Raw genomic sequence first — 25,709 nt, 5'->3', positions numbered from 1 at the left:
GTCTATGATTAGTGAACAGGTGCTTTTTTTATGTTCTTTTTTTAGGCTTTTGGAATATTTTTAAGTATTTCAAGAACAAATTCCCAATACTTCTGGGCCGATGAAATTTGAGCACGCTCATCTGGTGAATGCGCACCTTTAATATTTGGTCCAAAACTGATCATATCCATTTCGGGATAATTCTGACCTAGAATTCCACATTCTAATCCAGCATGGCAAGCGGCAACATGTGGCTTCTCACCATTATTTAATCGTTCATATATTGGGACCATAACCTTCAAAATGGCAGAATCCATATTTGGAGCCCAACCCGGATAACTTCCAGAGAACTCCACTTCGCAACCTGCCAATTCAAAAGTGGCCTTAAGCGCATTGGCTAAATCCATTTTCGATGATTCAACTGAACTGCGTGTTAAACAGCCGACTTTAATCTCGCCATCCTTTACGATTACACGTGCAATATTGTTGGAAGTTTCAACAAGATCAGGAATATCAGCACTCATACGATACACACCGTTGTGAGCAGCATATAAGGCCTTCAATAATTGCTCCTGTACATCAAATGGCATGACAGATTCAGGCAGTTCAACCTCGCCCAATTCCACTTGCAAATCTGGCTCCATAGTTTTGTATTCTTTCTTTATGGTTTCAGAAAGTGAATTCAATACGCGCATTAATAGGTCTTGCTTATCTGCTTTGAAAACTAGGGTTGCAATACTTTCTCTAGGAATGGCATTTCTCAAACTTCCACCATCGATCTCCGCAATCCTAATATCTTCGATAATAGAAAATAAGAGACGGTTCATAATTTTATTCGAATTCCCAAGTCCTTCGTGTATTTGCATTCCTGAATGCCCACCTTGAAGTCCTTTCACTTCAATTTTACAGGCCTTCATTCCGTCACCCGAAATAGTTTCGGCAGTGTAACTTCTTGTGGCAGTAATATCAATTCCTCCGGCACATCCTACGCCAATTTCATCATCTTCTTCGGTATCGAGATTTAATAAAATATCTCCTTTCAGTAGGCCTCCTTTTAAACCCATGGCACCAGTCATACCAGTCTCTTCGTCAATCGTAAATAAAGCTTCTAAATTGGGATGAGCAATCGTATCACTCTCCAAAATAGCCATAATCGTTGCCACGCCTAATCCATTGTCGGCACCGAGAGTAGTGCCTTTAGCCTTAACCCAATCACCGTCCACATACATATCAATACCTTGCGTATCAAAATCGAAAACAGTATCATTATTTTTTTGATGAACCATATCCAAATGCGATTGCATAACAATAGGCTTTCGGTCTTCCATGCCCTTAGTTGCAGGTTTACGAATAATCACATTACCAACTTCATCTTCAATCGTTTCTAAGCCCAAATTCTCGCCAAAATCTTTCATAAATTTTATAACACGCTCCTCCTTTTTTGATGGTCGTGGTACTGCATTTAGATCTGCGAATTTATTCCAAAGTGCTTGGGGTTCTAATGCTCTTATTTCTGAACTCATATCGATTAAATTTTAGGTATGCAAAGGTAACCAAACTAAAACTATTTTCTATTTTTGAACTATGCGCATTAATAAAAAACTCGCCTTAGTAATTTTTCTTGTAGTTCAAGTTCTTTTTATTCAGATCATTAAGAATTTTCCCGAATTTGTTGAGCAATATTACAGCAATGGCATTTATATTTTTATTTCGAAGTTGATGCGCTATTCGTTTGGATGGATTCCTTTTTCTGTAGGTGATCTGTTCTATACTTTTGCTGGTATTTATATTATCCGCTGGTTGATCCTCAACCGGAAACGCATTTATAAAGACACGATCAATTGGCTACTCGACGTCGGTGCAACCGTTTCGTTGGTCTATTTTGCATTTCATATACTATGGGCTTATAATTATTATCGCCCAGCGCTCTATCAAACATTGAATATTGATGCCGAATATACAACTGAAGCATTAGTGGAATTTACTGAAAGACTTATCGAAAAATCTAATGCTATTCACAAGCAAATAGCGCCGAATGATTCAGCTAAAGTAGAAATGCCGTTTACCAAGGCGGAAGTATTCAAACGCATGCAAAATGGTTATGTGAAACTATCTGAAGATTATCCACAATTTACATATCAACCCAGAAGCATAAAAAAGTCTATATACAGCATACCGCTTACCTATATGGGCTTCTCCGGATATCTTAATCCATTTACTAACGAAGCGCAAGTAGATGGCTTAATTCCAACTTATAAATTCCCCACTACATCTTGTCATGAAGCAGCTCATCAAATTGGTTATGCTGCAGAAAATGAGGCTAATTTTATCGGCTGCTTAGCTGCAATTAATAATGAAGATATTTACTTTAAATACTCTGGGTATACCTTTGGATTAAGACATTGCCTCATGGAAATTTTCCGCAGAGATAAAGAGCTTTACTATACCATGTTAGAAACCGTAAATAAAGGCATCTTGAAAAACTACATTGAGGTAGACGAATTCTGGAAATCTTATGAAAACCCCTTAGAACCTATCTTTGAAAAAACCTTCGATAGTTTTCTTAAAGCCAATAATCAGGCTGACGGAATGAAAAGCTACAGCTATGTGGTTGCGCTATTGGTAAATTACTATGGTGACAAACCCCTTTAAAAGTTAAAATCAACATATGTAAATTAAGTTAATCCCGATATTCCTTATCTTCGAGTTCTTAATTAACTAACTACACATATGATTAAAGTACATTTGCGGCTGCTCATGTTTTTGTGCAGCTTTTCATTATTTGCCCAAGATTACTTTCCAAGTAATTCTGGTGTAAAAACAAACAATTCAAATTATACGGCTTTAACTAATGCTACAATTCATGTCTCTCCGACGGAGATGATCGAAAATGCCACCTTACTCATAAAGGATGGTAAAGTTGTTAGCGTTGGTAAATCTGTAAGTCTTCCAAAGAACACAACTAAGATCGATCTCACAGGTAAGAGTATTTACCCTTCGTTCATTGATATTTATACCACTTTCGGTGTGAAAAATCCAGAACGCGGTGGCAATGGACCAAGATATGCGGCAAGTAGAAGTGGCTTCTATTGGAATGACCATGTTATGCCAGAACAAGATGTGATGGCAAGTTTTAAATACAATACTAAATCAGCTTCTGAAATGCATAAGCTAGGATTTGGCGTTGTTAATACACACATGCCAGATGGTATAGTAAGAGGAACAGGTGCCCTAATTGCACTCAATAACAACTCTGATAATTCCATGCGAGTAATTGACGGTGAAACTTCTCAACACTTCTCCTTCAGTAAAAGCGTAAGATCCAGACAAGCATATCCGTCTTCAATTATGGGAAGTATGGCACTTTTGCGTCAGATGTATAATGATGCTAAATGGTATGCCGATGGAAATGTAAACACAAAAGATCTGTCTTTAGAAGCATTAAATGGAAATACCTCATTGCTTCAAATATTCGAAGCAGGAAGCAGAGCCAATCTGATGAGAGCAGATAAAGTTGGTGATGAAGCTAACGTACAATATACTATTGTAGGTGGCGGCGATGAATATGAACGTATTGATGAAGTTAAGCAGACCAATGCAACTCTCATTTTACCAATTGATTTTAGATTGGCTTATGACGTTGACAACGCTTTTCTAGCTTCAACACTATCATTAAGCGATATGCGTGCTTGGAATCAGGAACCGCATAATCCACGTTTGTTATCTGAAAATGGGATTCGGTTTGCACTTACAACGCATGGTTTGAAATCAAAAAAATCATTTAAGGCGAATCTGATGAAGGCTATTGAAAGTGGTTTATCTAAACAAACAGCACTTGAAGCTTTAACAACAGTCCCTGCTGAATTGCTAGGTATGTCTAACGAACTTGGCACACTGAAAGCAGGCAGTTATGCCAACTTCTTAATTACTTCTGGCGATATTTTCGATAAGAAAACTAAGCTTTTTGAAAACTGGGTACAAGGAACCGCTCATGTTTTGGAAAATATGAATGTCAAAGATATTGATGGGGATTATTCATTTAAGCTCGCAGGAAATGACTATAAACTGTCTATTTCAGGTAGTACGAGCAAACCAAAGGCTAAACTTGAAAGTGGTGATAAAAATCTCGGAACCAAAATCAGTTACGCAGATGATTGGGTTAATCTAACGTTCAAAACTGCTGATAGTACTAAGAAAGAATTCATAAGAGTGGTTGCCAATGCAGCTAGTGGTAATAGTTTAAATGGAAAGGCCATTATGCCAAATGGAAATGAGTTTACCTTTTACGCGCAAAATTCAGGAAAAATGGAATCTTCCAAACCAAACATGGCCGCGAAAGCAACTACTCCACCAATGATGTATCCAATAACCTATCCTAATTTGTCTTTTGGATTTACTGAAAAACCAAAATCTGAAACTTTACTCTTTAAAAATGCCACAATCTGGACTAATGAATCTGATGGCATATTAGAGAAGACAGATATTTTGATCAAAAACGGAAAAATTTCGCAGATCGGTAAGAATCTTTCTGACCGCGGTGCAAAAGTCATCGACGCCACAGGGAAACATATAACTGCAGGTATTATTGATGAGCACTCGCATATTGCTGCGGCCTCCATTAATGAAGGTGGGCAAAACTCATCTGCTGAAGTTACTATCGAAGATGTTTTAGATGATGAGGATATTGATATCTATAGAAATCTTGCCGGAGGCGTAACCTCTATCCAAATTTTACATGGTTCGGCAAATCCAATCGGTGGACGTTCGGCAATTATAAAGTTAAAATGGGGTGAAGCTGCCGAGGATTTAGTTTACGATAATTCGCCTAAATTCATCAAATTTGCCTTGGGTGAAAACGTTAAGCAGTCACGTTCAACCAGAAACGAGCGTTTTCCGCAGTCACGTATGGGTGTAGAGCAGGTTTTTATGGATTATTTCACAAGAGCTAAGGCCTATGACGAATTGAAGAAAAGCGGCAAACCTTACCGCAAGGATGCTGAAATGGAAGTATTAGCAGAAATTTTGAATAAAGAACGCTTCATTTCTTGTCACTCTTACGTTCAAAGTGAAATTAATATGTTGATGAAGGTTGCAGAGAAATTCGATTTTAATGTGAATACGTTCACACATATACTAGAAGGTTATAAAGTTGCAGATAAAATGGCTGAACATGGCGTAGCTGGTTCAACCTTTAGTGATTGGTGGGCCTATAAATACGAAGTAAATGATGCCATACCATACAATGCTGCTATTATGCACAATGCAGGTGTTGTAACTGCTATTAATAGTGACGATGCTGAAATGTCTCGTCGTCTAAATCAGGAGGCTGCAAAATCTGTAAAGTATGGTGGTGTTAGTGAAGAAGATGCCTTGAAATTTGTTACACTCAATCCAGCGAAAATGTTACACCTCGATGATCGTGTCGGTAGCCTTAAAGTTGGAAAAGATGCGGACATCGTTTTATGGTCTGATCATCCTTTATCTATTTATGCTAAGGCAGAAAAGACCATTATTGAAGGTGTGACCTATTTTGATATTGATCGCGACAGACAAATGCGTGAAGCCATCAAAAAGGAGAAAAGTGAACTTGTTAATCTCATGCTTCAAGAGAAAAATAAAGGCTTAAAAACACAGCCTGTGAAGAAGAAAGTCAAAGAATTGATGCATTGTGATACCATGGATAATCAAGAGTCAACACATAACCACTAAAATTACAAATCATGAAAACATTAAATAAATTTAATATCATCATATTGTTGTTGTGTGTTTCATTGAGTTTCGCGCAGCAAACACCCGCAGACCAACAAACTAAAGACTTTGCCATCATGGGTGCAACAGCACATTTGGGTAATGGCACAGTAATAGAGAATGCAGTTATCGTTGTAAGTAACGGAAAGATCACCACTATTGGTCCAGCTGATTCAACGCCATTAACTAAGCAGGCTATGGATTTTATAGATGCAAAAGGCAAACATGTGTATCCTGGATTTATCGTATCTAACGGTACCCTTGGTTTGGTTGAAGTTGATGCGGTTAAAGCATCGAATGACCTTTCGGAAATGGGAACTTACAACCCACATGTAAGAAGTATAATTGCCTATAATGCCGAATCTAAAGTCGTAGAATCGATGCGTCCTAATGGTGTACTGCTCGGTCAGGTTGTACCAAGAGGCGGACGTATAACTGGAACCTCATCGATCGTACAATACGACGCTTGGAATTGGGAAGATGCCACCATCAAGGCAGATGACGGAATTCATATCAATTGGCCTAGTAGTTTTTCACGTGGTCGCTGGTGGCTAGGTGAAGACCCAGGTTTAAAACCCAATAAAAATTATGCCAAACAGGTTAAGGAGTTGAATGATTATTTCAACGAATCTAAAAGTTATAATAACGGAAGCAAAGATGAACCTCATTTACCATACGAAGCCATGGCTGGACTTTTTGACGGTTCAAAACATCTTTATATTAATGCAGACGATGAAAAAAGCATTACTGATGCCGTAAATTTTGCAAAGGCTCAAGGAGTTTCTAAAGTAACTATTGTAGGAGGATATCAGGCGAGTAAAGTGGCTAATTTATTGAAACAGAATAATGTTTCTGTAATGCTACAGCGTGTTCATACAAGACCAGAATCGGAAGATCACGATTATGATTATACCTTTAAGCAAGCGAAGGCTTTAGTTGATGCCGGCGTATTAGTTTCACTAGAAACAAGCGGGCAAATGGAACGAATGAACTCGAGAAACTTACCCTTCTATGCTGGTACAACCGTGGCTTACGGATTAACCAAGGAACAAGCCTTGCAACTCATTACAGAGAACGCTGCCAAAATTATGGGTATCGACGACCAATATGGAACTCTTGAAGTTGGTAAAAGTGCTACGTTATTTATAAGCGAAGGCGATGCATTAGATATGCGCACCAATATAGTAACTCACGCTTTTATTGATGGTAGAAATGTGAGCTTAGAAACGCATCAAACCGAACTTTGGAAGCGTTATGCTAAAAAGTACGGACAGGAATAGAAATAAAAAAAGCGAGCTAAATAGCTCGCTTTTTTTATGTGATTTTCAAATTTTATTCCATCGGTTGAACGCCTTCAGGAATTTCAAACATCGCATCAGTAGGAGTTTCTTTTGATAGAATAATATCGTTAAACTCAACTGTATTTCGTTTCGCTACCGGTTTAGAATTTTCGTAGGTGTACCAATCAACACTTTTTGGCACCTTCAAACCTTCAACAGTTTGCCAATTGTTATAGCGAATAAAATGGAAATCTTTACTCTTTTCATTTTTTCCAAAAGTCACTGTATAACCCAGCCATTCCATTTGTCCTGTTTCAGCATCATAGTAAATTATGTACTGATCATCTGGTGAGACTCCTATCCCCGATTCATAAGAAATTAATATTCCAGAATAGGTTTTACCTTCAAAAGTTAAGGGCTCGGCATCCTCGTAATAAATGCCGTCGTCGCCAACAATAAATGGCATGGCGTAAAAATACATCATCAATCCTTTATAGAATTTAGCGTTACCCTTATATTCGCGTCCTTTTTTCTCTTGAACCCATAAATTTTCACCATCGAACCCTAAAGTATATGTAGGTGCATCAATGCGTTCAGCTCTTGTTTTAAGGTTAGTAGTAGTTACCTCTTTACCATTTGGTTTCTCCATGGTAAATGAAAGTGTTTTCATAGTATTCCATGTATCGATCCCACCATGAGCATCAAATACTTTGGTGATATTATCTGGATAAATACTTGTGGTTATTTCAAGATCATCATTTGAATAATCTGTTTTATTTTTTGCTTGTTGACAGGATATGGTAACAACAAGAATGATTAATAATCCGATTAAATTTTTCATGTTTAGGTGGTTTAGTTGATGGGTTGGACGTTTTACATCCTGTAAAATTACACTACTTTTGTTTTAATTATGTCAAAATTTATTTCAAGCTCACAAAATCCCTTAATAAAACGCCTCGTACTCTTGAAAGAAAAATCGAGAGAACGCAAAAAAAGTGGCACCTTTTTAATTGAAGGTAAGCGCGAATTATCTCTAGCAATCAAAGGTGGCTATTCTATTGATACCTTATTGTTTTATCCCGATTTATTTTCTGAAAGTGAAGCACAGGCTATGAGTCGTTACGGGATTGAAATCATAGAAATCTCGAAAGATGTATTTCAGAAATTAGCACATAGAGACACCACTGAAGGTGTAATTGCAGTTGTGAAATCTAAAGCACACGAGTTGGAAGACCTTAACTTAAGGTCTAAAAATCCGTTGATCTTAGTTGCCGAAGCCCCAGAAAAACCAGGCAACATTGGCGCGTTACTGAGAACTGCCGATGCCGCGAATTTAGATGCGGTAATTATTGCTAATCCAAAATCTGATCTTTACAACCCCAATATTATTAGATCTAGTGTTGGCTGTGTGTTTACGACTGAAATAGCCATGGCCAGTTCGGAACATGCTATTGCTTTTTTACAGAAATATAATTTCAATATTTTTTCAGCCATTCTTCAAGAATCAGAACCTTATCACACTCAAGATTACACGCTGCCAACCGCCATCGTTGTTGGTACAGAAGCTACTGGCCTAACTCAAATCTGGCGCGATTCAGCCAATAAAAATATTAGTATTCCTATGCAAGGTGTTATAGATTCTATGAATGTCTCAGTTGCTGCGGGAATTCTTATTTTTGAAGCCGTTCGTCAAAGACGAATTAATGAATAATGAACAATCTGTAATTAATAATTAAGAATTTGTAATTAATAATGAAGGAAAATATTATTGCCATCAAAAGTTATGATTTCGCAGTTAAAGTAGTTTGGTTGAGCAAGGAATTGATGGCAAAAAATGAATATGTTTTATCTCGTCAAATTTTAAAATCTGGCACTTCAATAGGAGCCAATGTTGAAGAAGCAATTGGTGGAATCTCAAAAAAAGATTTCAGAGCAAAAATGTCAATTTCATATAAAGAAGCACGAGAAACTCATTATTGGCTAAGAATCTTAAAGGATACGAAGTTCATCTCAGAAGAAAAATATAATGAACTTGACGCTGAATTATCGAGTATTTTGAAAATATTATTTAGAATCATTGAATCATCCAAAAATTAATTATTGTCAATTATTCATCACTAATTACAAATTAACCTATGACAGCAGAAGCTCTATTCTACATTATAATCGGGATAATTCTAATAAATTTTATCAAAGACAAAATCTTAAATGCCATAAATGCAAAGCATTTTAATGACCCAATTCCCGAGGAATTAAATGATGTTTACGACGCTGAAGCGTATAAAAAATCTCAGACCTATAAAGCCACTAATTACAAGTTTGGTATATGGTCTTCGTTATTTTCATTGTCATTAACCCTGGCATTTTTGTTCCTCGATGGCTTTGAATATGTCGATGATATTGCCAGAAGTTATTCAGATAAACCCGTGGTGGTTGCCCTTATTTTCTTCGGAATTATCATGCTAGCCAGTGATATTATCACAACACCCTTTGCCTATTATCGAACTTTCGTGATCGAAGAACGCTTCGGCTTCAATAAAACTACAAAGACCACTTTTATCCTCGACAAGTTCAAAGGCTTACTTATGATGGCCATAATTGGAGGTGGAATTATTGCACTGATCGTCTGGTTTTATCAAATCACAGGTCAACAATTTTGGTTATATGCCTGGGGGATTGTCACCGTTTTTACAGTTTTTATGAATATGTTCTATTCTCGTCTGATCGTACCCTTATTCAATAAGCAAACACCGCTGGAAGAAGGCGATTTACGCCATAAAATTTCTGAATATGCCAAGTCTGTTGGGTTTAGTTTAAACAAGATCTTCATTATAGATGGCTCAAAACGTAGTACGAAAGCAAATGCATACTTTTCTGGATTTGGAAGTGAAAAACGCGTCACACTTTACGACACACTAATAAACGATCTTGAAGACGAAGAAATTGTTGCCGTACTAGCTCATGAAGTTGGCCATTATAAACGAAAACATATTATATTCAATTTAGTAACCTCGATTTTACTGACCGGATTAACACTGTACGTTCTTTCAATTTTTATTTCAAATCCATTGCTTTCTAATGCTATTGGGGTTGAAATTCCCAGTTTTCATGTCGGATTGATTGCTTTTGGTCTCCTCTACTCACCAATTTCTGAAGTCACTGGCTTAGTGATGAACTATGTGTCTCGCGTATTTGAATACCAGGCCGATGATTACGCCAAGAGCACCTATAAGGCAGAACCTTTAGTGAGTTCGTTAAAAAAATTATCTAAGAATAGCCTGAGTAACCTTACGCCGCATAAGGCTTATGTATTTATGCACTATTCTCATCCTACACTATTAGACCGTGTTAAAAATCTTTTGAGTTAGTTCGTAACTCTTCATTTGATTAACTTAACTAACCGACTACTGTCCTTTACTCATTGGTTATTTGGTGTAATTTTTGATGATTTTACTTTTATATCACAATAATTGAACCTCTTCTTTCATTATTAATATAAATCAATCATCATGAAAACGATCATCACCTCTTTCATTTTTATCCTTTATGGGTTACAGGTTAACGCACAATACAATGAATTCAAAACCCACTCTAACGGACTGATATACGATGAACAGACCGTAGCGCAATTAAGGTTTATTGTTGATTCTCTCAATCTGAAATTCAAAGCCTGTGAAATCACAGAAACCTATTACGCCTTACCTCAAGCTAAGGTTTTGGTAATTGATATAAATTCGAGATCGGTAAGACGCGATATTAAAAATGGTATCACACTCGAAGCCTTCAAAGAAAAATATCCAAATCGAAGTTTTAGCAAACCAGAATTGCTTGTTTATGATGTTTATGAAAATTACCAAGATAAAATGGTTACAAGATTTAGTACTAAATCTCTGGCTAATGAATACGATCGAGTTCTTACTATTGAGAAAGAATTAGATCCAATGACTCTTTATTCTAAAGGAAGCTGGATTTACGACAAGGATAGTGACAGAATATTTTATCTACTCGAAGACTTCAAAAAAGAGCCTCTAAAAGACGAATACGCTCATATGATCCAATATGCAGATTGTATGATCGATACAACCTCAACAAAAATTTATGAAAAGGCAGAACACGGATATATTGGTATGCCAGAAGATTATAGGAAACTCTCAAAACAGAAGAAAGAAGAACTGTTAGAAAAGATGAGAAATACTAGAGTTGTTGGTAGTTGTAGTATGGATAGTAGCCCTAGAGTTCACGCCATGAATATTGCAAAACTTTCGGCCGAAACTGTTAACTGGGAAGTCTTCTTAAAAGCGCATCTCGATATTATGAATGACAGATTCGATCGTGTATCAGATGGTAGTTATGCCTATGCTGCAAGAAAGACCTACCTCAAAGAACTAGAGACCTTAGATATTGACATCAACAGCCTAATTTTTGGTATCAGTTTTAGAGCTGAGAATGTACATGAAAATCACTATTACGGATCCATTAGTAGAATCGGAAGAGCCATCGCCGATGCCGAAGACAAAGCATCGATAGAGCGTAAACTTATAAGTTTAATCTCAGATTCAGAGTTAGATGATTATAATAGATATCTCATGTATTGGCTATATGCTAACTATCTTTACTATCTCAATGAAGACCCAAAAGACACTTCCGAAATCAATGAAAAGCTAAAAATAGCTAAGGATAGTCTACCAGATTATTTAGTTGGAAACAGCTGATTAATTGATTGACATAACACATTAAAAGCATCCTTGAGATTTTATAAGTATCTTTCGTTATGCAATTTTTCATGATTAATACATTTTGATGAAAAGAGGGAAAAATCGATCTCGATTTTACACCACGAGGTAAACCAGCCTCCAAAATTATTGCTAAAAGATTTACAGAATAATCTCATTTCCTGACAAAAAATCACTCCCTCCTTTATCTATAAATTCGCTTGCAGGTTAAAACTCTATTGACTACTTTAGTTCTTATGACTGAAGTGGATATTGAAAAAGAAAACGCTGCTATTGCTAAGGCTTATAAAGAGCTACTTAGAGTGAGCTATCAGACCTTAACCAAAGACGATAAAAAGCTAATTCGTCAGGCGTTTGAGGTGGCTTTAGATGCGCATAAAGATCAGCGGCGAAAATCTGGCGAAGCCTATATTTTTCATCCTATTGCAGTTGCAAAAATTGTGGCGCAAGAAATTGGTTTAGATGCAACTTCCATTGCTTCTGCTCTACTTCATGATGTGGTTGAGGACAATCCGAGTTATACCATTGCAGACATTGAACGACTTTTTGGTGAAACCGTTGCCAGAATTGTAGATGGGCTCACAAAAATTTCCTCTTTAAAAAAGGATATGGATGTCTCGCTTCAAGCAGAAAACTTCCGCAAGATGTTACTCACACTAAATGAGGATGTTCGGGTAATCATTATTAAAATCGCCGACCGTTTGCACAATATGCAAACGATGGATTCTATGCGTGACGATAAGCAGGTTAAAATCGCTTCTGAAACCTTATACATCTATGCACCTTTAGCCCATAGAATTGGGCTTTACAATATTAAGACAGAGCTCGAAGACTTAGGTTTAAAATATACTGAACCTGAAGTCTATAATGACATTGAGGAGAAAATGCAGGAAAGTAAGGAAGAACAAGACGCTTACATTAAAGCATTTTCTGAGGTCATTGAAAAGTCCTTGAATAAGGAAGGCCTTAATTACGAAATTAAGGGACGCCCAAAGTCCATTTTCAGTATCCGTCGGAAGATGGTAAAACAAGGCGTTGCATTTGATGAAGTTTACGATAAGTTTGCTGTTAGAATTATCTATAAGTCCGATATTGAAAATGAAAAATTCCTCGCTTGGAAGATCTATTCGATCGTAACAGATCACTTTACACCAAACCCAATACGATTGCGCGATTGGATTTCATCGCCCAAATCTACAGGATATGAAGCCTTGCACATCACTGTAGTTGGACCAAAAAGTCGCTGGGTTGAAGTTCAAATTCGTAGCGAACGCATGAATGAGATTGCCGAAAAAGGTTATGCGGCGCATTATAAATACAAAAATGCCAATGATAAGGAAGATAACCTAGATCTGTGGATCAATAAACTCCAGGAGGCATTAGAAAATAATGAAGCTGATGCTGTAGATTTCGTAGAGCAATTCAAACTCAACCTTTATTCAAAAGAGATATTTGTCTTTTCACCAAAGGGCGATTTAAAATCGCTTCCAAAAGGTGCAACGCCTCTCGATTTTGCGTTTAGTATTCACACTGAGGTCGGGATGACCACGCGAGGTGCTAAAGTAAATGGCAAACTTGTCCCATTAAGTTACGAACTACAAAGTGGAGATCGGGTAGAGATATTAACTTCAGAAAATTCTAAGCCCAATGCTAACTGGTTAGATTATGCCACAACAGCAAGAGCACGAAGTAAGATCAAATCGGCCTTAAATGCCCATACTAAAGAGATTGCCGAAGAAGGTAAGGAAATATTAAGACGCAAATTAAAGCAGCTGAAGATTACTTTAAATGAAAAAGCGGTTAATGAATTGGTGAATTACTTCAAACTAAAAACCTCTTTAGATCTTTTTTATCGCGTTGGAATAGGAACTATCGACAATGCAAAACTCAAAGCTTTTGCGTCTTCGCGCAGCAATGCTTTTATGAGTTACATTAAAAACCGAATTCGTAAGCCCGAAGTACCGAAGGATATCGACAAAGAAGAAATCACTTCTAAGTACGATATGTTGGTTTTTGGTAAGGAGGAAGAGCGCCTAAGCTACACTTTAGCGAACTGCTGTAACCCAATACCTGGAGATAAAGTGTTTGGATTTCTAACGGTTAATGATGGCATAAAGGTGCATAAAAAGAATTGTCCAAATGCAGTAAGTCTTCAGTCTAATTATGCCTACCGAATCATGTCGGCCAAGTGGATAGATTCGTCGCAACGCACCTATACATCTAGCATTAAGCTGTCTGGTATTGACAACCTTGGATTAGTTAACGATATTACAAAGCTGATTTCTGAAAACCTTCATGTAAATATGAAAAGTATCAGTTTTTCTAGTGAAGATGGGATTTTTAATGGCGATATTACTGTTGAAGTGAAGAATCAGAACATGCTTAAAAACCTTATCGATAAACTCAAAAAAATAAACGGGATAGATAAAGTGACTAGGGTATAGTTTAATAAGATTTAGAATCTTGAAAACTTGTTGATTTCTTTCAACTTAAAACACAAGGCTCGCTTATTAATTCCTTAAATTTTACGTAAATTTGCACCTTATTATGAATGCAACAACAGAAGAAAGTAATCAGGAAATCGTAAAGCGTGTGTTTACACAATTCCTTGAAGAAAAAGGACATAGAAAAACACCTGAACGCTATGCTATACTTCAAGAAATTTACGATAGTGAAGAGCATTTTGATATCGAATCCTTGTATATCAAAATGAAGAATAAAAACTATCGTGTAAGTAGAGCAACGCTCTATAACACCATAGAATTACTCTTAGATTGTAATTTGGTAAGAAAGCATCAATTCGGACAGAATCAGGCACATTACGAGAAGTCTTATTTCGATAAGCAGCACGATCACGTTATATTGACAGACACTGGAGAAGTTATAGAATTCTGTGATCCTCGCATTCAATCTATTAAAAAAACCATCGAAGAGGTTTTTGACATTGAGATAACTAATCATTCACTATACTTTTACGGCAACCGTAAAGCAGACGACTAACTAACTTTTTAACATGGCGGTAGATTTACTACTAGGTTTACAATGGGGTGACGAAGGCAAAGGAAAAATTGTTGATGTATTCACCTCCAAATACGACATTATTGCAAGATTTCAAGGTGGCCCTAATGCAGGTCATACCTTGGTATTCAACGGACGAAAACACGTCTTACATACAATTCCTTCTGGGATTTTTCACGATAACACAATTAACCTTGTAGGTAATGGTGTTGTCATTGATCCTGTGATCTTTAAGAAAGAACTTGATAAGCTCGACGAGCAAAATGTAGATTATAAAAAATCCCTTTACATTTCTCGTAAAGCTCATATCATTCTGCCAACACATCGCCTTTTAGATGCAGCAAGCGAGGCTTCAAAAGGGAAGGCAAAAATTGGTTCGACTTTAAAAGGAATCGGACCAACTTATATGGACAAAACAGGAAGAAACGGCATAAGAGTTGGTGATATTGAATTGTCTAATTGGAAAACAAAATACAGAGCATTAGCTGACAAGCACGAAGCTATGATCGATTTCTACAATGTAGATATCCAGTATGATTTAGGAGAGCTTGAAACAGACTTCTTCGAGGCCATCGAAACTTTGAAAACTCTCAAATTTATTGATTCAGAAGAATATATTCATAAGGCACAGACCTCGGGAAAATCTATACTAGCGGAAGGTGCCCAAGGATCGCTTTTAGATATCGACTTCGGAACCTATCCGTATGTAACCTCATCGAATACAACTGCGGCTGGTGCCTGCACTGGTTTGGGTGTTGCACCTAGCAATATTGGTGATGTCTTCGGAATATTTAAGGCCTACACAACACGTGTTGGTTCTGGGCCATTCCCTACTGAGTTGTTTGATGAAGACGGCGAAACCATGGGACGTGTTGGTCACGAATTTGGAGCTACTACTGGTCGCCCAAGACGCTGTGGTTGGTTAGATCTAGTAGCTTTACGTTATGCATGCCAGGTGAACGGTGTTACCCAACTTATTATGATGAAAGGTGATGTGTTATCTGGTTTTGACACGCTAAAAGTGTGCACCGCGTACTATTATAAAGGGGAAACGATCCATCATCTTCCTTATAACATCGAAGAGGAAAACGTGTCTCCAATCTACACTGAAATGAAAGGTTGGTCTGAAGATCTCACAGGTATGACGGAGGCATCTCAATTACCTAAAGAATTTAATGACTATGTCGAGTTTCTAGAAAACGAATTACATATTCCTATTACAATCGTTTCTGTAGGACCAGATCGTAAGCAAACTATTGTGAGGAAGGAGCTTTAGCAGTTGATTTATTTACTGTTAAAAAAACTGTTAACCCATACTAAAGCAATTCTATAAATGTTAACTTGTAAAAAACATATAGTTTTGAATTCTAGTAAAAGTTTAATTTTTCTTCTCCTTGTTGTCTTTTCATTTTTAGGATTTTCACAAGAAAAACAAAGAATAACTGTTCAGTATTCGGGGAATACATCTTCTAGTCCAGAGATCGAAGAAGGTGCACTGGTTTTTCTCCGCGATGCTTCACAGCAAGTCCATTTTGTTCATAAAGGTGTGAACCTGTGGTGCGATAAAGCCATTTATTATCAAGATCAGGAGTATATAGAAGCCTTCAGCAATGTTGTACTGAAGCAAGGTGACTCCATCAATATGGTGGCCAAATATGTTGAATACAGTGGTAAAACCGAATTGGCCTTTGCGCAGGGTGATGTGGTTTTAACCGAACCAGAATCTGTACTTACCACCGACAAACTTTATTTCGACAGAACAAGGCAGTTGGCCTATTACGATACGAAAGGAAAGGTTGTTAAGGATTCTTCTGGAACGATTACAAGTCAGATCGGACGGTACTACATGAATGCCAAAAAATATCAGTTCACTAAAAATGTTGTACTCGTCGACCCAGAATATACATTAAACACAGAACGTCTTGACTTCTTCCCCGATAGTGGCCATGCACATTTGTTTGGACCTTCAACCATAGTTGGTGAAGAAAGTAAAATTTATACCGAACGTGGTTTCTATGATACTAATGCCAATGTTGGGTATTTTCAGCGCAATGCCCGAGTAGATTACGACAATCGAATCATTGAAGGTGATAGTATTTATTTCGACCGAAATCGCAGTTTTGCTTCTGCGAGTAACAACATCACGGTAACAGATACAATTAACAATAGTATAGTTCGAGGTCATTATGCGGAAGTGTGGCGCGATCGAGACTCGGTATTTATTACCAAACGAGCACTAGCGATCACTGTTCAAGAAAAGGATTCAGTGTATTTGCATGCCGATACACTCATGGTAACGGGTAAGCAAGACAATCGCATTACCAGAGCTTATTACAATGCCAAACTATATAAAAGTGACTTAGCTGGAAAAGCTGATTCTATCCATGTTAATCATAAAACCGGACTGACACAATTGATCAATCTGGCAAGGTATAGCTCTACTGATGCCTTTGCTACTGCCCGAAAACCTGTGCTCTGGAATCTCGGCAATCAAATGACAGGTGACACTATTCACTTAATTTCGAATGTAGAAACAGAAAAATTAGACTCGCTCAAAGTGTTCAACAATGCCTTCTTGGTGAGCAAAGACACCCTAAGTGAAGACGGATTTAATCAAATAAAAGGACAGCGTCTCATTGGATTGTTCAGAGATAATGAAATTTACAATGTAGATATTATTAAAAATGCTGAAACCATACGCTATATGCGTAATGACACCAACGAACTCATTGGTATTCAGAAATCGAAATCGGGTAGTATAAATATTCAACTCGTTGATCAAGAAATAGATGAAGTACGGTTTATCAATCAGATCGACGGTAACATTTTCCCGGAAGCAGATTTCCCCAATAGTTCGAAACGCCTCCGAGGCTTTGATTGGCGCGGCGAAGAACGACCAATTTCTGTTGAAGATCTCTTCAAAGACGATCCACCGTTGGTATTACCAGTCATTAAAGGCCTTGAGGACTATGTTCCTCCTGAAGATTTTGTAGATGAAAGTGTGAAAGAACGCATTGAAGAAGCTGGTAAGGCCACTCCGAACAAGCCAAATAAAGCAGCACGAAATTTACCGACAGACAACAAACTTCCGCCATTAAAAACCAATCAGGTAAAAAAGGACGGAACATCTAAAACGAAGAAAAAACAAGAAGGTCCATAATTGCACGAAGACTTTTTAAAATATCAGGCACAAACCACACCACATCCCTTGGCCATGGAAGTAAGTCATGCCAAAGGCTGTTATATTTATGACACTGCTGGCAAAGCTTGTCTCGATTTTGTAGCTGGAGTGTCAGCTTGTAGTTTAGGGCATTCCCATCCTAAAGTTGTTGAAGCAGTAAAAACCCAATTAGACAAGTATCTGCATGTTATGGTTTATGGGGAATATATTCAAAAACCAGCATTAGAGTTAGCACAACTTTTGGCCAAGCATTTACCCAATCCTTTAGAAACAACATATTTAGTCAATTCAGGCACTGAAGCCATTGAGGGAAGTATTAAACTGGCGCGGCGTTATACAGGACGTAGTGAGATCATTGCTGCTAAAAATGCCTACCATGGCAATACCATGGGCTCTTTAAGTCTAATGGATTATGAAGAGCGTAAAACACCTTTTGAACCCTTAATACCAGACATTAAACATATTGCGTTTAATTGTGAATGGTGCCTGCAAGAGATCACTGAAAATACAGCCGCGGTAATCTTAGAAACTATTCAAGGTGGTGCAGGATTTATTGAGCCGATAAATGACTTTTTAAAAAAAGTACAAGAACGATGCAATGAGGTTGGTGCGGTTTTCATTTTAGACGAAATTCAGCCAGGAATCGGCAGAACGGGCAAACTTTTCGGATTTGAAAATTACAATTGCCAGCCTGATATTGTTGTAACGGGTAAAGGTCTTGGCGGCGGTTTACCTATTGGTGCGTTTACCGCATCGAACGAGATGATGACCACATTAAGTGACCAACCAAAACTTGGACATATAACTACCTTTGGAGGTAATCCGGTAATTGCAGCGGCTGCATTAGCAACATTAAAGGAGATCACTGAAACAAATTTAATGGCTGAAGCCTTAGAAAAAGAACAACTCGTTCGTAAACATCTTCAACATAAGCATATTAAGGAAATTCGAGGAAGAGGCCTTATGCTAGCTGCTTTTACTGAAAGTGCGGAAATAACCAATCAAGTTATTCTTCGGGCACAGGATGAAGGTCTCATTTTATTCTGGCTACTTTTTGAACCGAGAGCCATAAGAATTACCCCGCCATTGACGATTTCAAACGAAGAAATCATTAAGGGTTGCCAAATTATTACTTCAATTTTAGATGGGATTTAGAAGTTAATTTGAGTCTAACCGTTTCTAAATCAATTCAAACTAAATTCAAACAACGCTTATCTGAATGTTAATTATTTTGTTAAAAACAAAAACTCAATTCTTTATGACCGTAAGCCGATAACTGTAATTTTAGATTAATGAATCACATCGGGTAAAACGTAATTTAACGGAACGCCCCTTGAATTTGAATGATCAAATTGGTGTATTTAAGTCTCGATAATCGAGTGAACCTATAAACCGCTTATGAATTACAGTCACGACGACGAAAACTTTCCGCTTACCAGATTTGAATCGATGTTAAAGACAAATGATATTTTGTTTTTCGATTCAAATGAATTTGAAAACATCATCCACCACTATCTCGAAAATGGTAAAATTTCTTTAGCGAAACGTGCCATTAAACTTGGGCTTTCACAGCATCCAAGCTCCGTTAACTTGAGATTATTTCAAGTGGAAATTTTGGTGATTGAAAACAAATTCACTGAAGCCGATGACATTCTAGATATGCTCCATGACCTCGAACCTAATAATGAGGAGATCTATATTCAGAAGGCGAATGTATTATCAAAACAAGATGAGCACGAAAAAGCTATCAACATCTTACTTACTGCAATAGATATATCGAGCACACCTGCAGAAGACTCCGATCTTTATGCCCTAATTGGGATGGAGTATTTGTTTTTAGATCAGTTTGATAATGCCGTGATCTATTTCAAAAAGTGTTTAGAATCAGACCCTTCAGACTATTCTGCCTTACATAATATTGTTTACTGTTATGACTTCTTAGATCTTAACCAAGATGCGATTTCGTACTTGAATAATTTCTTAGATTCTAATCCCTATTGCGAGGTAGCTTGGCACCAATTAGGTCGTCAGTATTTTGCAATTAAAGATTATAATAAAGCGAATGCAGCCTTCGATTTTGCGATTATATCAGATGATACATTTGTAGGTGCCTATATTGAAAAAGGAAAAGTTTTAGAGAAACTTAAACAGTATGAAGAAGCTATTGAAAACTATAAAATTACACTGGCCCTAGACGAACCAACTTCTTTTGCTCTGCTTCGTATAGGATACTGTTATGAAAAGCTTGGACAGGAAGACATGGCGTTGCAGTTCTTCAAGAAAACTGTAGAAGACGATGCCTTATTAGACAAAGGCTGGATTGCCATTACAAAATTCTACATGAAGCGCTTAAACTATCAGAAAGCGCTGCATTATATTAATAAAGCGGTACATATTGATGGTGAAAATGTGTTATACTGGAAACTATTTGCCACGATCAATAAGCGCTTAAACTTTTTAGAAGAAGCTGAAATTGGTTATAAGCGAACTCTAGAATTAGGTAATTACGAACTCGACACGTGGTTAGACCGTTCAGATATTTTAATCGCTTTGGGAGAATACGATGCTGCAATATTCAATCTCTTACAAGCAGCAGAATTTTATCCTGAAAACTCGGAGATCGAATATCGACTTGGTGGGTTATATTTTACAACTCTTCAAACGGAAAAAGGACGATTCCATCTTAAAAATGGTTTGCGTCTTAATATCGATTATTCCTTTATCATTACTGAGTTGTTTCCGAAGCTCATTGACCGACCAATTATTAAGGCTATAATTTCAGAGAGTAAAAAGACTTCCAACTAAAAAAATGCATACCTTAGCGTTTCTTATATCAATTAAATGCAGAGACGTTTATTAGACTATGTGATCATTGCTTTTAAAGGCGTTGCCATGGGCGCTGCTGATGTTGTTCCGGGTGTTTCTGGAGGAACAATTGCTTTCATTTCGGGCATCTATGAAGAGCTTATTGAAAGTATAGACAAAGTGTCTCTAGCTGTTTTCAAAATTTGGAAAAAAGAAGGGTTTAAAACCGCCTGGAAGTCTATAAATGGAACATTTTTATTGGCGCTTTTTTCAGGAATTGCCATAAGTATTTTGTCTCTCGCCAAGTTAATAAAATGGCTTTTGCACAATGAACCTATTTTACTATGGTCTTTCTTTTTTGGTTTGGTGCTGGCTAGCATCTTATACATTGCAAAGCAAATCTCGAATTGGTCTGTTAAAACCGTAGTAGCGATCATAGCCACCTCTGCCCTATCTTACTATATTACGCTTGCAGAACCTTTCGCCTCACCAGAAAGTCCTTTCTATCTTCTATTTTGTGGTTTCATAGCCATTATAGCAATGATATTGCCTGGTGTTTCAGGCGCTTTTATCTTGTTAATCCTTGGTGCTTATCAAACAGCAATTGATACCGTAAATAATCTTCGAGAAGGGTTAGTCAATGGTGATATGGAACTGTTCAAAGATGCACTTTTGAAATTTACACTTCTCGGGATTGGCGCCGTTGTTGGTTTGAAAGTTTTCTCTAAAGCTTTGAACTGGATGTTTAAACATCAAAAAAATCTAACGCTCGCCATTCTCACCGGATTTATGATTGGTTCGTTAAATAAGATTTGGCCTTGGAAACAGGTTTTAAAAACGCGTATAAATTCAGAAGGTGAAGAAGTCACTCTCCTCGATAAAAGCATATTACCGTCTAGCTATGAAGGCGATAATCAGTTAGTATTAGCCATCATTTTTATAGCCCTAGGCGTCATTGCCATATTAACTTTAGAATATTTCGGCCGCAATAAAAATAGAGCTTAATGCAAAGTACAAGAACTTTAAAAGATCGTATTTTTTTGGTCATTAAAGGGTTAGCTATGGGAGCTGCTAATAAGGTTCCAGGTGTTTCTGGTGGTGTGGTTGCCTTTGTTGCCGGATTCTATGAAGAATTCATATACTCCCTTCAACGTGTTAATAAAACCGCGTTCAAACTTCTTATTAACGGAAGATTCAGTAGTTTCTATAATTATATCAATGGCAGATTTATAGGGCTTTTGTTCTTAGGTATGGTGATCAGTTATTTTAGTGTTTCAAAACTATTAGACTATCTCATCGTAAATTATGAATTATACGTCTGGAGTGCTTTCTTCGGAATGATCCTAGGTTCTATTTATTATATCAGTAAAGATTTTAAAGCTTGGAATCGAAATACAATAATTGCTCTAATACTTGGTACCGCCATCGGAATAAGCATTAGCTTTTTAGATCCTGCCACAGAAAATGATAACCTTTGGTTTGTATTTATCTGCGGAATTGTAAGTGTATCTGGTATGACCCTACCAGGGTTTTCGGGATCATTTATTCTCATTTTACTCGGAAACTATGTGTTGCTTTTAGTAGATTCGGTTAACGCCCTATATGACTCCATTACTGATATTTTTTCAGGAAATTTTGATTTTGTAAACGATCCTGTTAGAGTAAGAATGCTGAAAGTTTTAAGTGTATTTACTCTGGGTTCAGTCACCGGATTAGTCACCTTTTCTCATATATTGAATTATATCTTAAAACACTATAAAAATATTACTCTGGCAACATTAGTTGGGTTTATCGTTGGATCACTCGGTTTAGTTTGGCCCTGGAAAAAAACTATATATAAAACCAATAGCGACGGTAGTTTTATTCTGGATTCTACTGGTTCACAGATCGTTGAAAATTACATACGTTTTTTCCCCGAACCAACCACCGAAACTTATATAGCAATTGCTTATATTGTCGTTGGAATCCTGATTGTTTTAGGGCTAGAATGGTATGGACAACGAACAAGACAAATCAAAGCTTAAATTCGGACTGGTAGGAAGAAATATTTCCTACTCATTTTCAAGAGGTTATTTCGCCAAAAAGTTTGAAAGCGAAGCATTACCACATTCGTACGTAAATTTTGATTTACAATCGATCTCAGAACTCGATGAGATTATTAAAAACACTCCCAATCTTAAGGGCCTGAATGTTACGATTCCTTACAAAGAGGAAGTGATGCCATTGTTAGATAACGTAGATAAACGCGCACGAAAAATTGGCGCCGTAAATACCATAAAAATTACGCGTTATCAAAATTTAATCGGCTATAATACCGACTATTACGGATTTAAAAAATCACTCGAACCGCACTTAAAAAAATATCACAAACGCGCTCTAATTCTAGGTACTGGCGGCGCTTCGAAAGCCATTGCTTATGCCTTAAAAAAACTAAAAATCCAGTTTGATTATGTATCACGTTCAGAAAAAGAGGGTGTTAAATTCCTATATTCAGATCTCACTGATGATATTATTTCATCGTATCCAATTATAATCAACTGTACACCTATCGGCACCTTTCCAAATGTCAATGAATGCCCTGATATTCCTTATGATGCTATTACCGAAAAACACATTTTATTCGACCTAATCTACAACCCTGAACAAACCAAATTTTTAAGCTGTGGTGATATAAAAGGTGCCACTACCATCAATGGTTTGGAGATGCTTGAACTTCAAGCTGAAAAATCCTGGAAAATTTGGAATAAGACTTGAGGTCCTTTAAGTGTAAAGTAGTAAGTGGTAAGTGGTAAGTGGTAAGTGGTAAGTGTAAAATAGTTTATGAATTGTAATTTAAACTCCTAAACGTCTAAACTTATAAACTCCCAAACTCCTAAACTTTTAAACTCATATACTCCTAATCTCCAAAACGAGCTCTATATGCAATTCCTTTGAAGTTCGAAGAGTTGTTAGTATCTTTAACATTCGAACAAAATTTTTGACACATGTCTGAGAATGATAACCTGCACGAAGCAGATGGAAAAAAAGAAGTAGAAATTAAAGCTACTCCAACAGAAGAAAGCACAGCCGAAGTGGAAACATCAACTGAAGCTGATAAGGCAACAACTGAATTAACCGAAGTAACAGAAACTAAAGTTGAAGCCGAAACTGCAGTTGAAAACGACTCTGAAGCTCATGCCGAAATTGAAGCATCAAACGCTGAGGATGCCGAAGACGAAACCAATGCCGAGCGTCATGAGGTTGAAGAGAAGGATTACCACGCCATGTCCTTGCAAGATCTGGCAACAGAATTAAACCGACTTCTGAAGCATCATAAAATTCAGACCATTTCTAAACAGGTAAATCAAATAAAAGCTGAATTTAATGCGAAGTTCAATCAACTATTAGAAGAGAAAAAAGAGGAATTTATCAATGATGGTGGCAAGGAGATGGACTTCTATTACACCAATGATTCAAAGAAGCTTTTCAATCAACTCTACAAAGATTACAAGCAAGCAATAAACGCTTATTACAAAGAGCGTGAACAAAATTTAAAGCAAAATCTTGAAAACAGATTAGCAATTATTGAAGAAATTAAAGGCTTGCTCAATGTTGAAGAAAACATCAACACCACCTACAAACACTTTAAGGATCTTCAGGAAAAATGGCGTAATGCCGGACCAATTCCTCGAGATAAATACAATAACGCCTGGAACACCTATCACCATCACGTAGAGCGTTTCTATGATTTCTTGCATCTCAATAACGATTTGCGAGATATGGATTTTAAACACAACTACGAACAAAAGTTAAAAATTATAGAACGTGCTGAAGAGTTAGTGAAGGACGATAACATTAATCGTACGTTTAGAGAACTTCAGGTATTACATAAACTCTGGAAAGAAGAGCTAGGCCCAGTTGCAAAAGAACACCGAGAAGAAATCTGGGAACGCTTTAGTAAGGCTACCAAAACCATACACGATAAGCGCCAGAATTACTATGCTGATCTCGACAAAGCTTACGAGAAAAACCTCGAAAAAAAGGAAGAGATCATAGGAAAAATTCAGACTATCGCTGAAGATATGGCCAATTCTCACGGTGCTTGGCAAAAAAAGATTAGAGAAGTTGAAGCCCTACGCGAAGCCTTTTTTAATGCAGGTAAAGTTCCACTTAAAGTCAATGAAGCTACTTGGGCAAAGTTTAAAGACGCGGTAAGAACATTTAATCGAGGTAAGAATAAATTTTACAAAGAACTTAAGAAAGATCAATACGAAAATCTTCAAAAGAAGCGCGAACTCATTAAAATAGCTGAAGAAAACAAGGATAGTGATGACTTCGCTGTAGTGACGCCGTTGATGAAGAAAATTCAAAGCGATTGGAAGAAAATAGGGCATGTACCGCGACGCGATAGCGATAAAATCTGGAAACAATTTAAAGATGCCTGCAATCACTATTTCGATCGCATGCACGCGCAGCGTAAGGCAGACAATCAGCATTTGTATGATGCCTTTGATAAAAAAGCAAAGCTTCTAGACGAACTTAAAGCCATGGAATTTAGTGGTGACAATAAGGCTGATATAGAAGCTCTAAAAACCCGGATTGTCGATTGGAAAGCCATTGGTCATGTACCACAGAACAAGCGTTACATTGATGGTAAGTTTTACAAGGCGATCGATGAGGCTTTCGATAAACTGAAAATGGATAAGTCTAAATTAGACATGGTAAAGTTTGAAAGTAAACTCGAAAATTTAGCTAGCAATGATAATGACACTCGACTTCTAGATAACGAGCAGAACTTTATTCGTAAAAAAATTGGCGAAGTGCAGTCAGAAATAAATCAGCTTGAAAACAACTTACTGTTTTTCTCTAATGTTGATGAATCCAACCCATTGGTTAAGGATGTTTTAAAGAATATTAATAAACATAAGAAAGACCTCGAAACCTGGAAAGCCAAACTCGCCAAAATCCGCGGCATGTACAGCTAGA

At 37.1% G+C, this 25,709-nt stretch carries 19 protein-coding genes; 17 read left to right on the top strand and 2 right to left on the bottom strand.

The window, feature by feature from the left end; genetic code table 11:
• Positions 1 to 41: 41 nt before the first annotated feature.
• Positions 42 to 1,502, bottom strand: coding sequence for an aminoacyl-histidine dipeptidase (locus DDY94_RS07965; protein WP_111683575.1), 1,461 nt, complete (start codon positions 1,500 to 1,502; stop codon positions 42 to 44).
• Positions 1,503 to 1,563: 61 nt separating this feature from the next.
• On the opposite strand from DDY94_RS07965, the gene DDY94_RS07960 reads away from it, so the two are divergent.
• From DDY94_RS07960 to DDY94_RS07950, 3 genes are all read left to right on the top strand, one after another.
• Positions 1,564 to 2,631 carry a DUF3810 domain-containing protein gene (locus tag DDY94_RS07960; RefSeq protein ID WP_111683574.1) on the top strand — a complete coding sequence of 356 codons (1,068 nt, stop codon included), beginning with the start codon at positions 1,564 to 1,566 and terminating at the stop codon, positions 2,629 to 2,631.
• Between the two features lie 78 nt (positions 2,632 to 2,709).
• Positions 2,710 to 5,688: an amidohydrolase family protein gene (locus tag DDY94_RS07955; RefSeq protein WP_232817840.1), complete on the top strand. Its 2,979-nt coding sequence runs from the start codon at positions 2,710 to 2,712 to the stop codon at positions 5,686 to 5,688.
• Positions 5,689 to 5,699: 11 nt separating this feature from the next.
• Positions 5,700 to 7,007, top strand: a complete 1,308-nt coding sequence (locus tag DDY94_RS07950) for an amidohydrolase family protein (protein ID WP_111683572.1) — start codon at positions 5,700 to 5,702, stop codon at positions 7,005 to 7,007.
• A 52-nt stretch (positions 7,008 to 7,059) separates the two neighbouring features.
• Here the strand turns inward: DDY94_RS07950 and DDY94_RS07945 are convergent, their stop codons facing one another.
• Positions 7,060 to 7,848, bottom strand: coding sequence for a DUF6503 family protein (locus DDY94_RS07945; protein ID WP_198658929.1), 789 nt, complete (start codon positions 7,846 to 7,848; stop codon positions 7,060 to 7,062).
• Positions 7,849 to 7,917: 69 nt separating this feature from the next.
• On the opposite strand from DDY94_RS07945, the gene DDY94_RS07940 reads away from it, so the two are divergent.
• The 14 genes from DDY94_RS07940 to DDY94_RS07875 all read left to right on the top strand — a co-directional run bounded on the left by DDY94_RS07940 (position 7,918) and on the right by DDY94_RS07875 (position 25,708).
• Positions 7,918 to 8,718: a TrmH family RNA methyltransferase gene (locus DDY94_RS07940; RefSeq protein WP_111683571.1), complete on the top strand. Its 801-nt coding sequence runs from the start codon at positions 7,918 to 7,920 to the stop codon at positions 8,716 to 8,718.
• 41 nt (positions 8,719 to 8,759) lie between these two features.
• Entirely contained in the window at positions 8,760 to 9,104 is a 345-nt protein-coding gene (locus DDY94_RS07935) for a four helix bundle protein (RefSeq protein WP_198658928.1), read from the top strand.
• Between the two features lie 38 nt (positions 9,105 to 9,142).
• A complete protein-coding gene (locus DDY94_RS07930) occupies positions 9,143 to 10,375 on the top strand; it encodes a M48 family metallopeptidase (RefSeq protein ID WP_111683569.1) in 1,233 nt (410 codons plus the stop codon).
• Positions 10,376 to 10,516: 141 nt separating this feature from the next.
• On the top strand, positions 10,517 to 11,719 hold the full coding sequence (locus DDY94_RS07925; RefSeq protein ID WP_111683568.1) for a hypothetical protein: 1,203 nt from the start codon (positions 10,517 to 10,519) through the stop codon (positions 11,717 to 11,719).
• Positions 11,720 to 11,976: 257 nt separating this feature from the next.
• Complete coding sequence (locus DDY94_RS07920) at positions 11,977 to 14,184, top strand: RelA/SpoT family protein (RefSeq protein ID WP_111683567.1); 2,208 nt, start codon at positions 11,977 to 11,979, stop codon at positions 14,182 to 14,184.
• 103 nt (positions 14,185 to 14,287) lie between these two features.
• Positions 14,288 to 14,740, top strand: coding sequence for a Fur family transcriptional regulator (locus DDY94_RS07915; protein WP_111683566.1), 453 nt, complete (start codon positions 14,288 to 14,290; stop codon positions 14,738 to 14,740).
• Positions 14,741 to 14,753: 13 nt separating this feature from the next.
• Positions 14,754 to 16,034 (top strand): adenylosuccinate synthase, encoded by a 1,281-nt coding sequence (locus DDY94_RS07910; protein WP_111683565.1) that lies wholly within the window; start codon positions 14,754 to 14,756, stop codon positions 16,032 to 16,034.
• 84 nt (positions 16,035 to 16,118) lie between these two features.
• Positions 16,119 to 17,918: an OstA-like protein gene (locus DDY94_RS07905; protein ID WP_232817839.1), complete on the top strand. Its 1,800-nt coding sequence runs from the start codon at positions 16,119 to 16,121 to the stop codon at positions 17,916 to 17,918.
• Positions 17,919 to 19,094 carry an aspartate aminotransferase family protein gene (locus DDY94_RS07900; RefSeq protein WP_111683563.1) on the top strand — a complete coding sequence of 392 codons (1,176 nt, stop codon included), beginning with the start codon at positions 17,919 to 17,921 and terminating at the stop codon, positions 19,092 to 19,094. It begins immediately after the preceding gene.
• Positions 19,095 to 19,337: 243 nt separating this feature from the next.
• Positions 19,338 to 20,744, top strand: a complete 1,407-nt coding sequence (locus DDY94_RS07895) for a tetratricopeptide repeat protein (protein WP_111683562.1) — start codon at positions 19,338 to 19,340, stop codon at positions 20,742 to 20,744.
• 36 nt (positions 20,745 to 20,780) lie between these two features.
• Positions 20,781 to 21,749: a DUF368 domain-containing protein gene (locus DDY94_RS07890; RefSeq protein ID WP_111683561.1), complete on the top strand. Its 969-nt coding sequence runs from the start codon at positions 20,781 to 20,783 to the stop codon at positions 21,747 to 21,749.
• Entirely contained in the window at positions 21,749 to 22,768 is a 1,020-nt protein-coding gene (locus DDY94_RS07885) for a DUF368 domain-containing protein (RefSeq protein ID WP_111683560.1), read from the top strand. The genes DDY94_RS07890 and DDY94_RS07885 overlap by 1 nt, the downstream gene beginning before the upstream one ends.
• Positions 22,737 to 23,498, top strand: a complete 762-nt coding sequence (locus tag DDY94_RS07880; RefSeq protein ID WP_111683559.1) for a shikimate dehydrogenase family protein — start codon at positions 22,737 to 22,739, stop codon at positions 23,496 to 23,498. Before DDY94_RS07885 ends, DDY94_RS07880 begins: the two co-directional genes overlap by 32 nt.
• Positions 23,499 to 23,728: 230 nt before the next feature.
• On the top strand, positions 23,729 to 25,708 hold the full coding sequence (locus tag DDY94_RS07875; protein WP_111683558.1) for a DUF349 domain-containing protein: 1,980 nt from the start codon (positions 23,729 to 23,731) through the stop codon (positions 25,706 to 25,708).
• Position 25,709: the final 1 nt, after the last annotated feature.

This window comes from Winogradskyella tangerina (genome assembly GCF_003260205.1).
Classification (GTDB): domain Bacteria; phylum Bacteroidota; class Bacteroidia; order Flavobacteriales; family Flavobacteriaceae; genus Winogradskyella; species Winogradskyella tangerina.
This window is presented reverse-complemented; position numbering and strand designations above follow the sequence as displayed.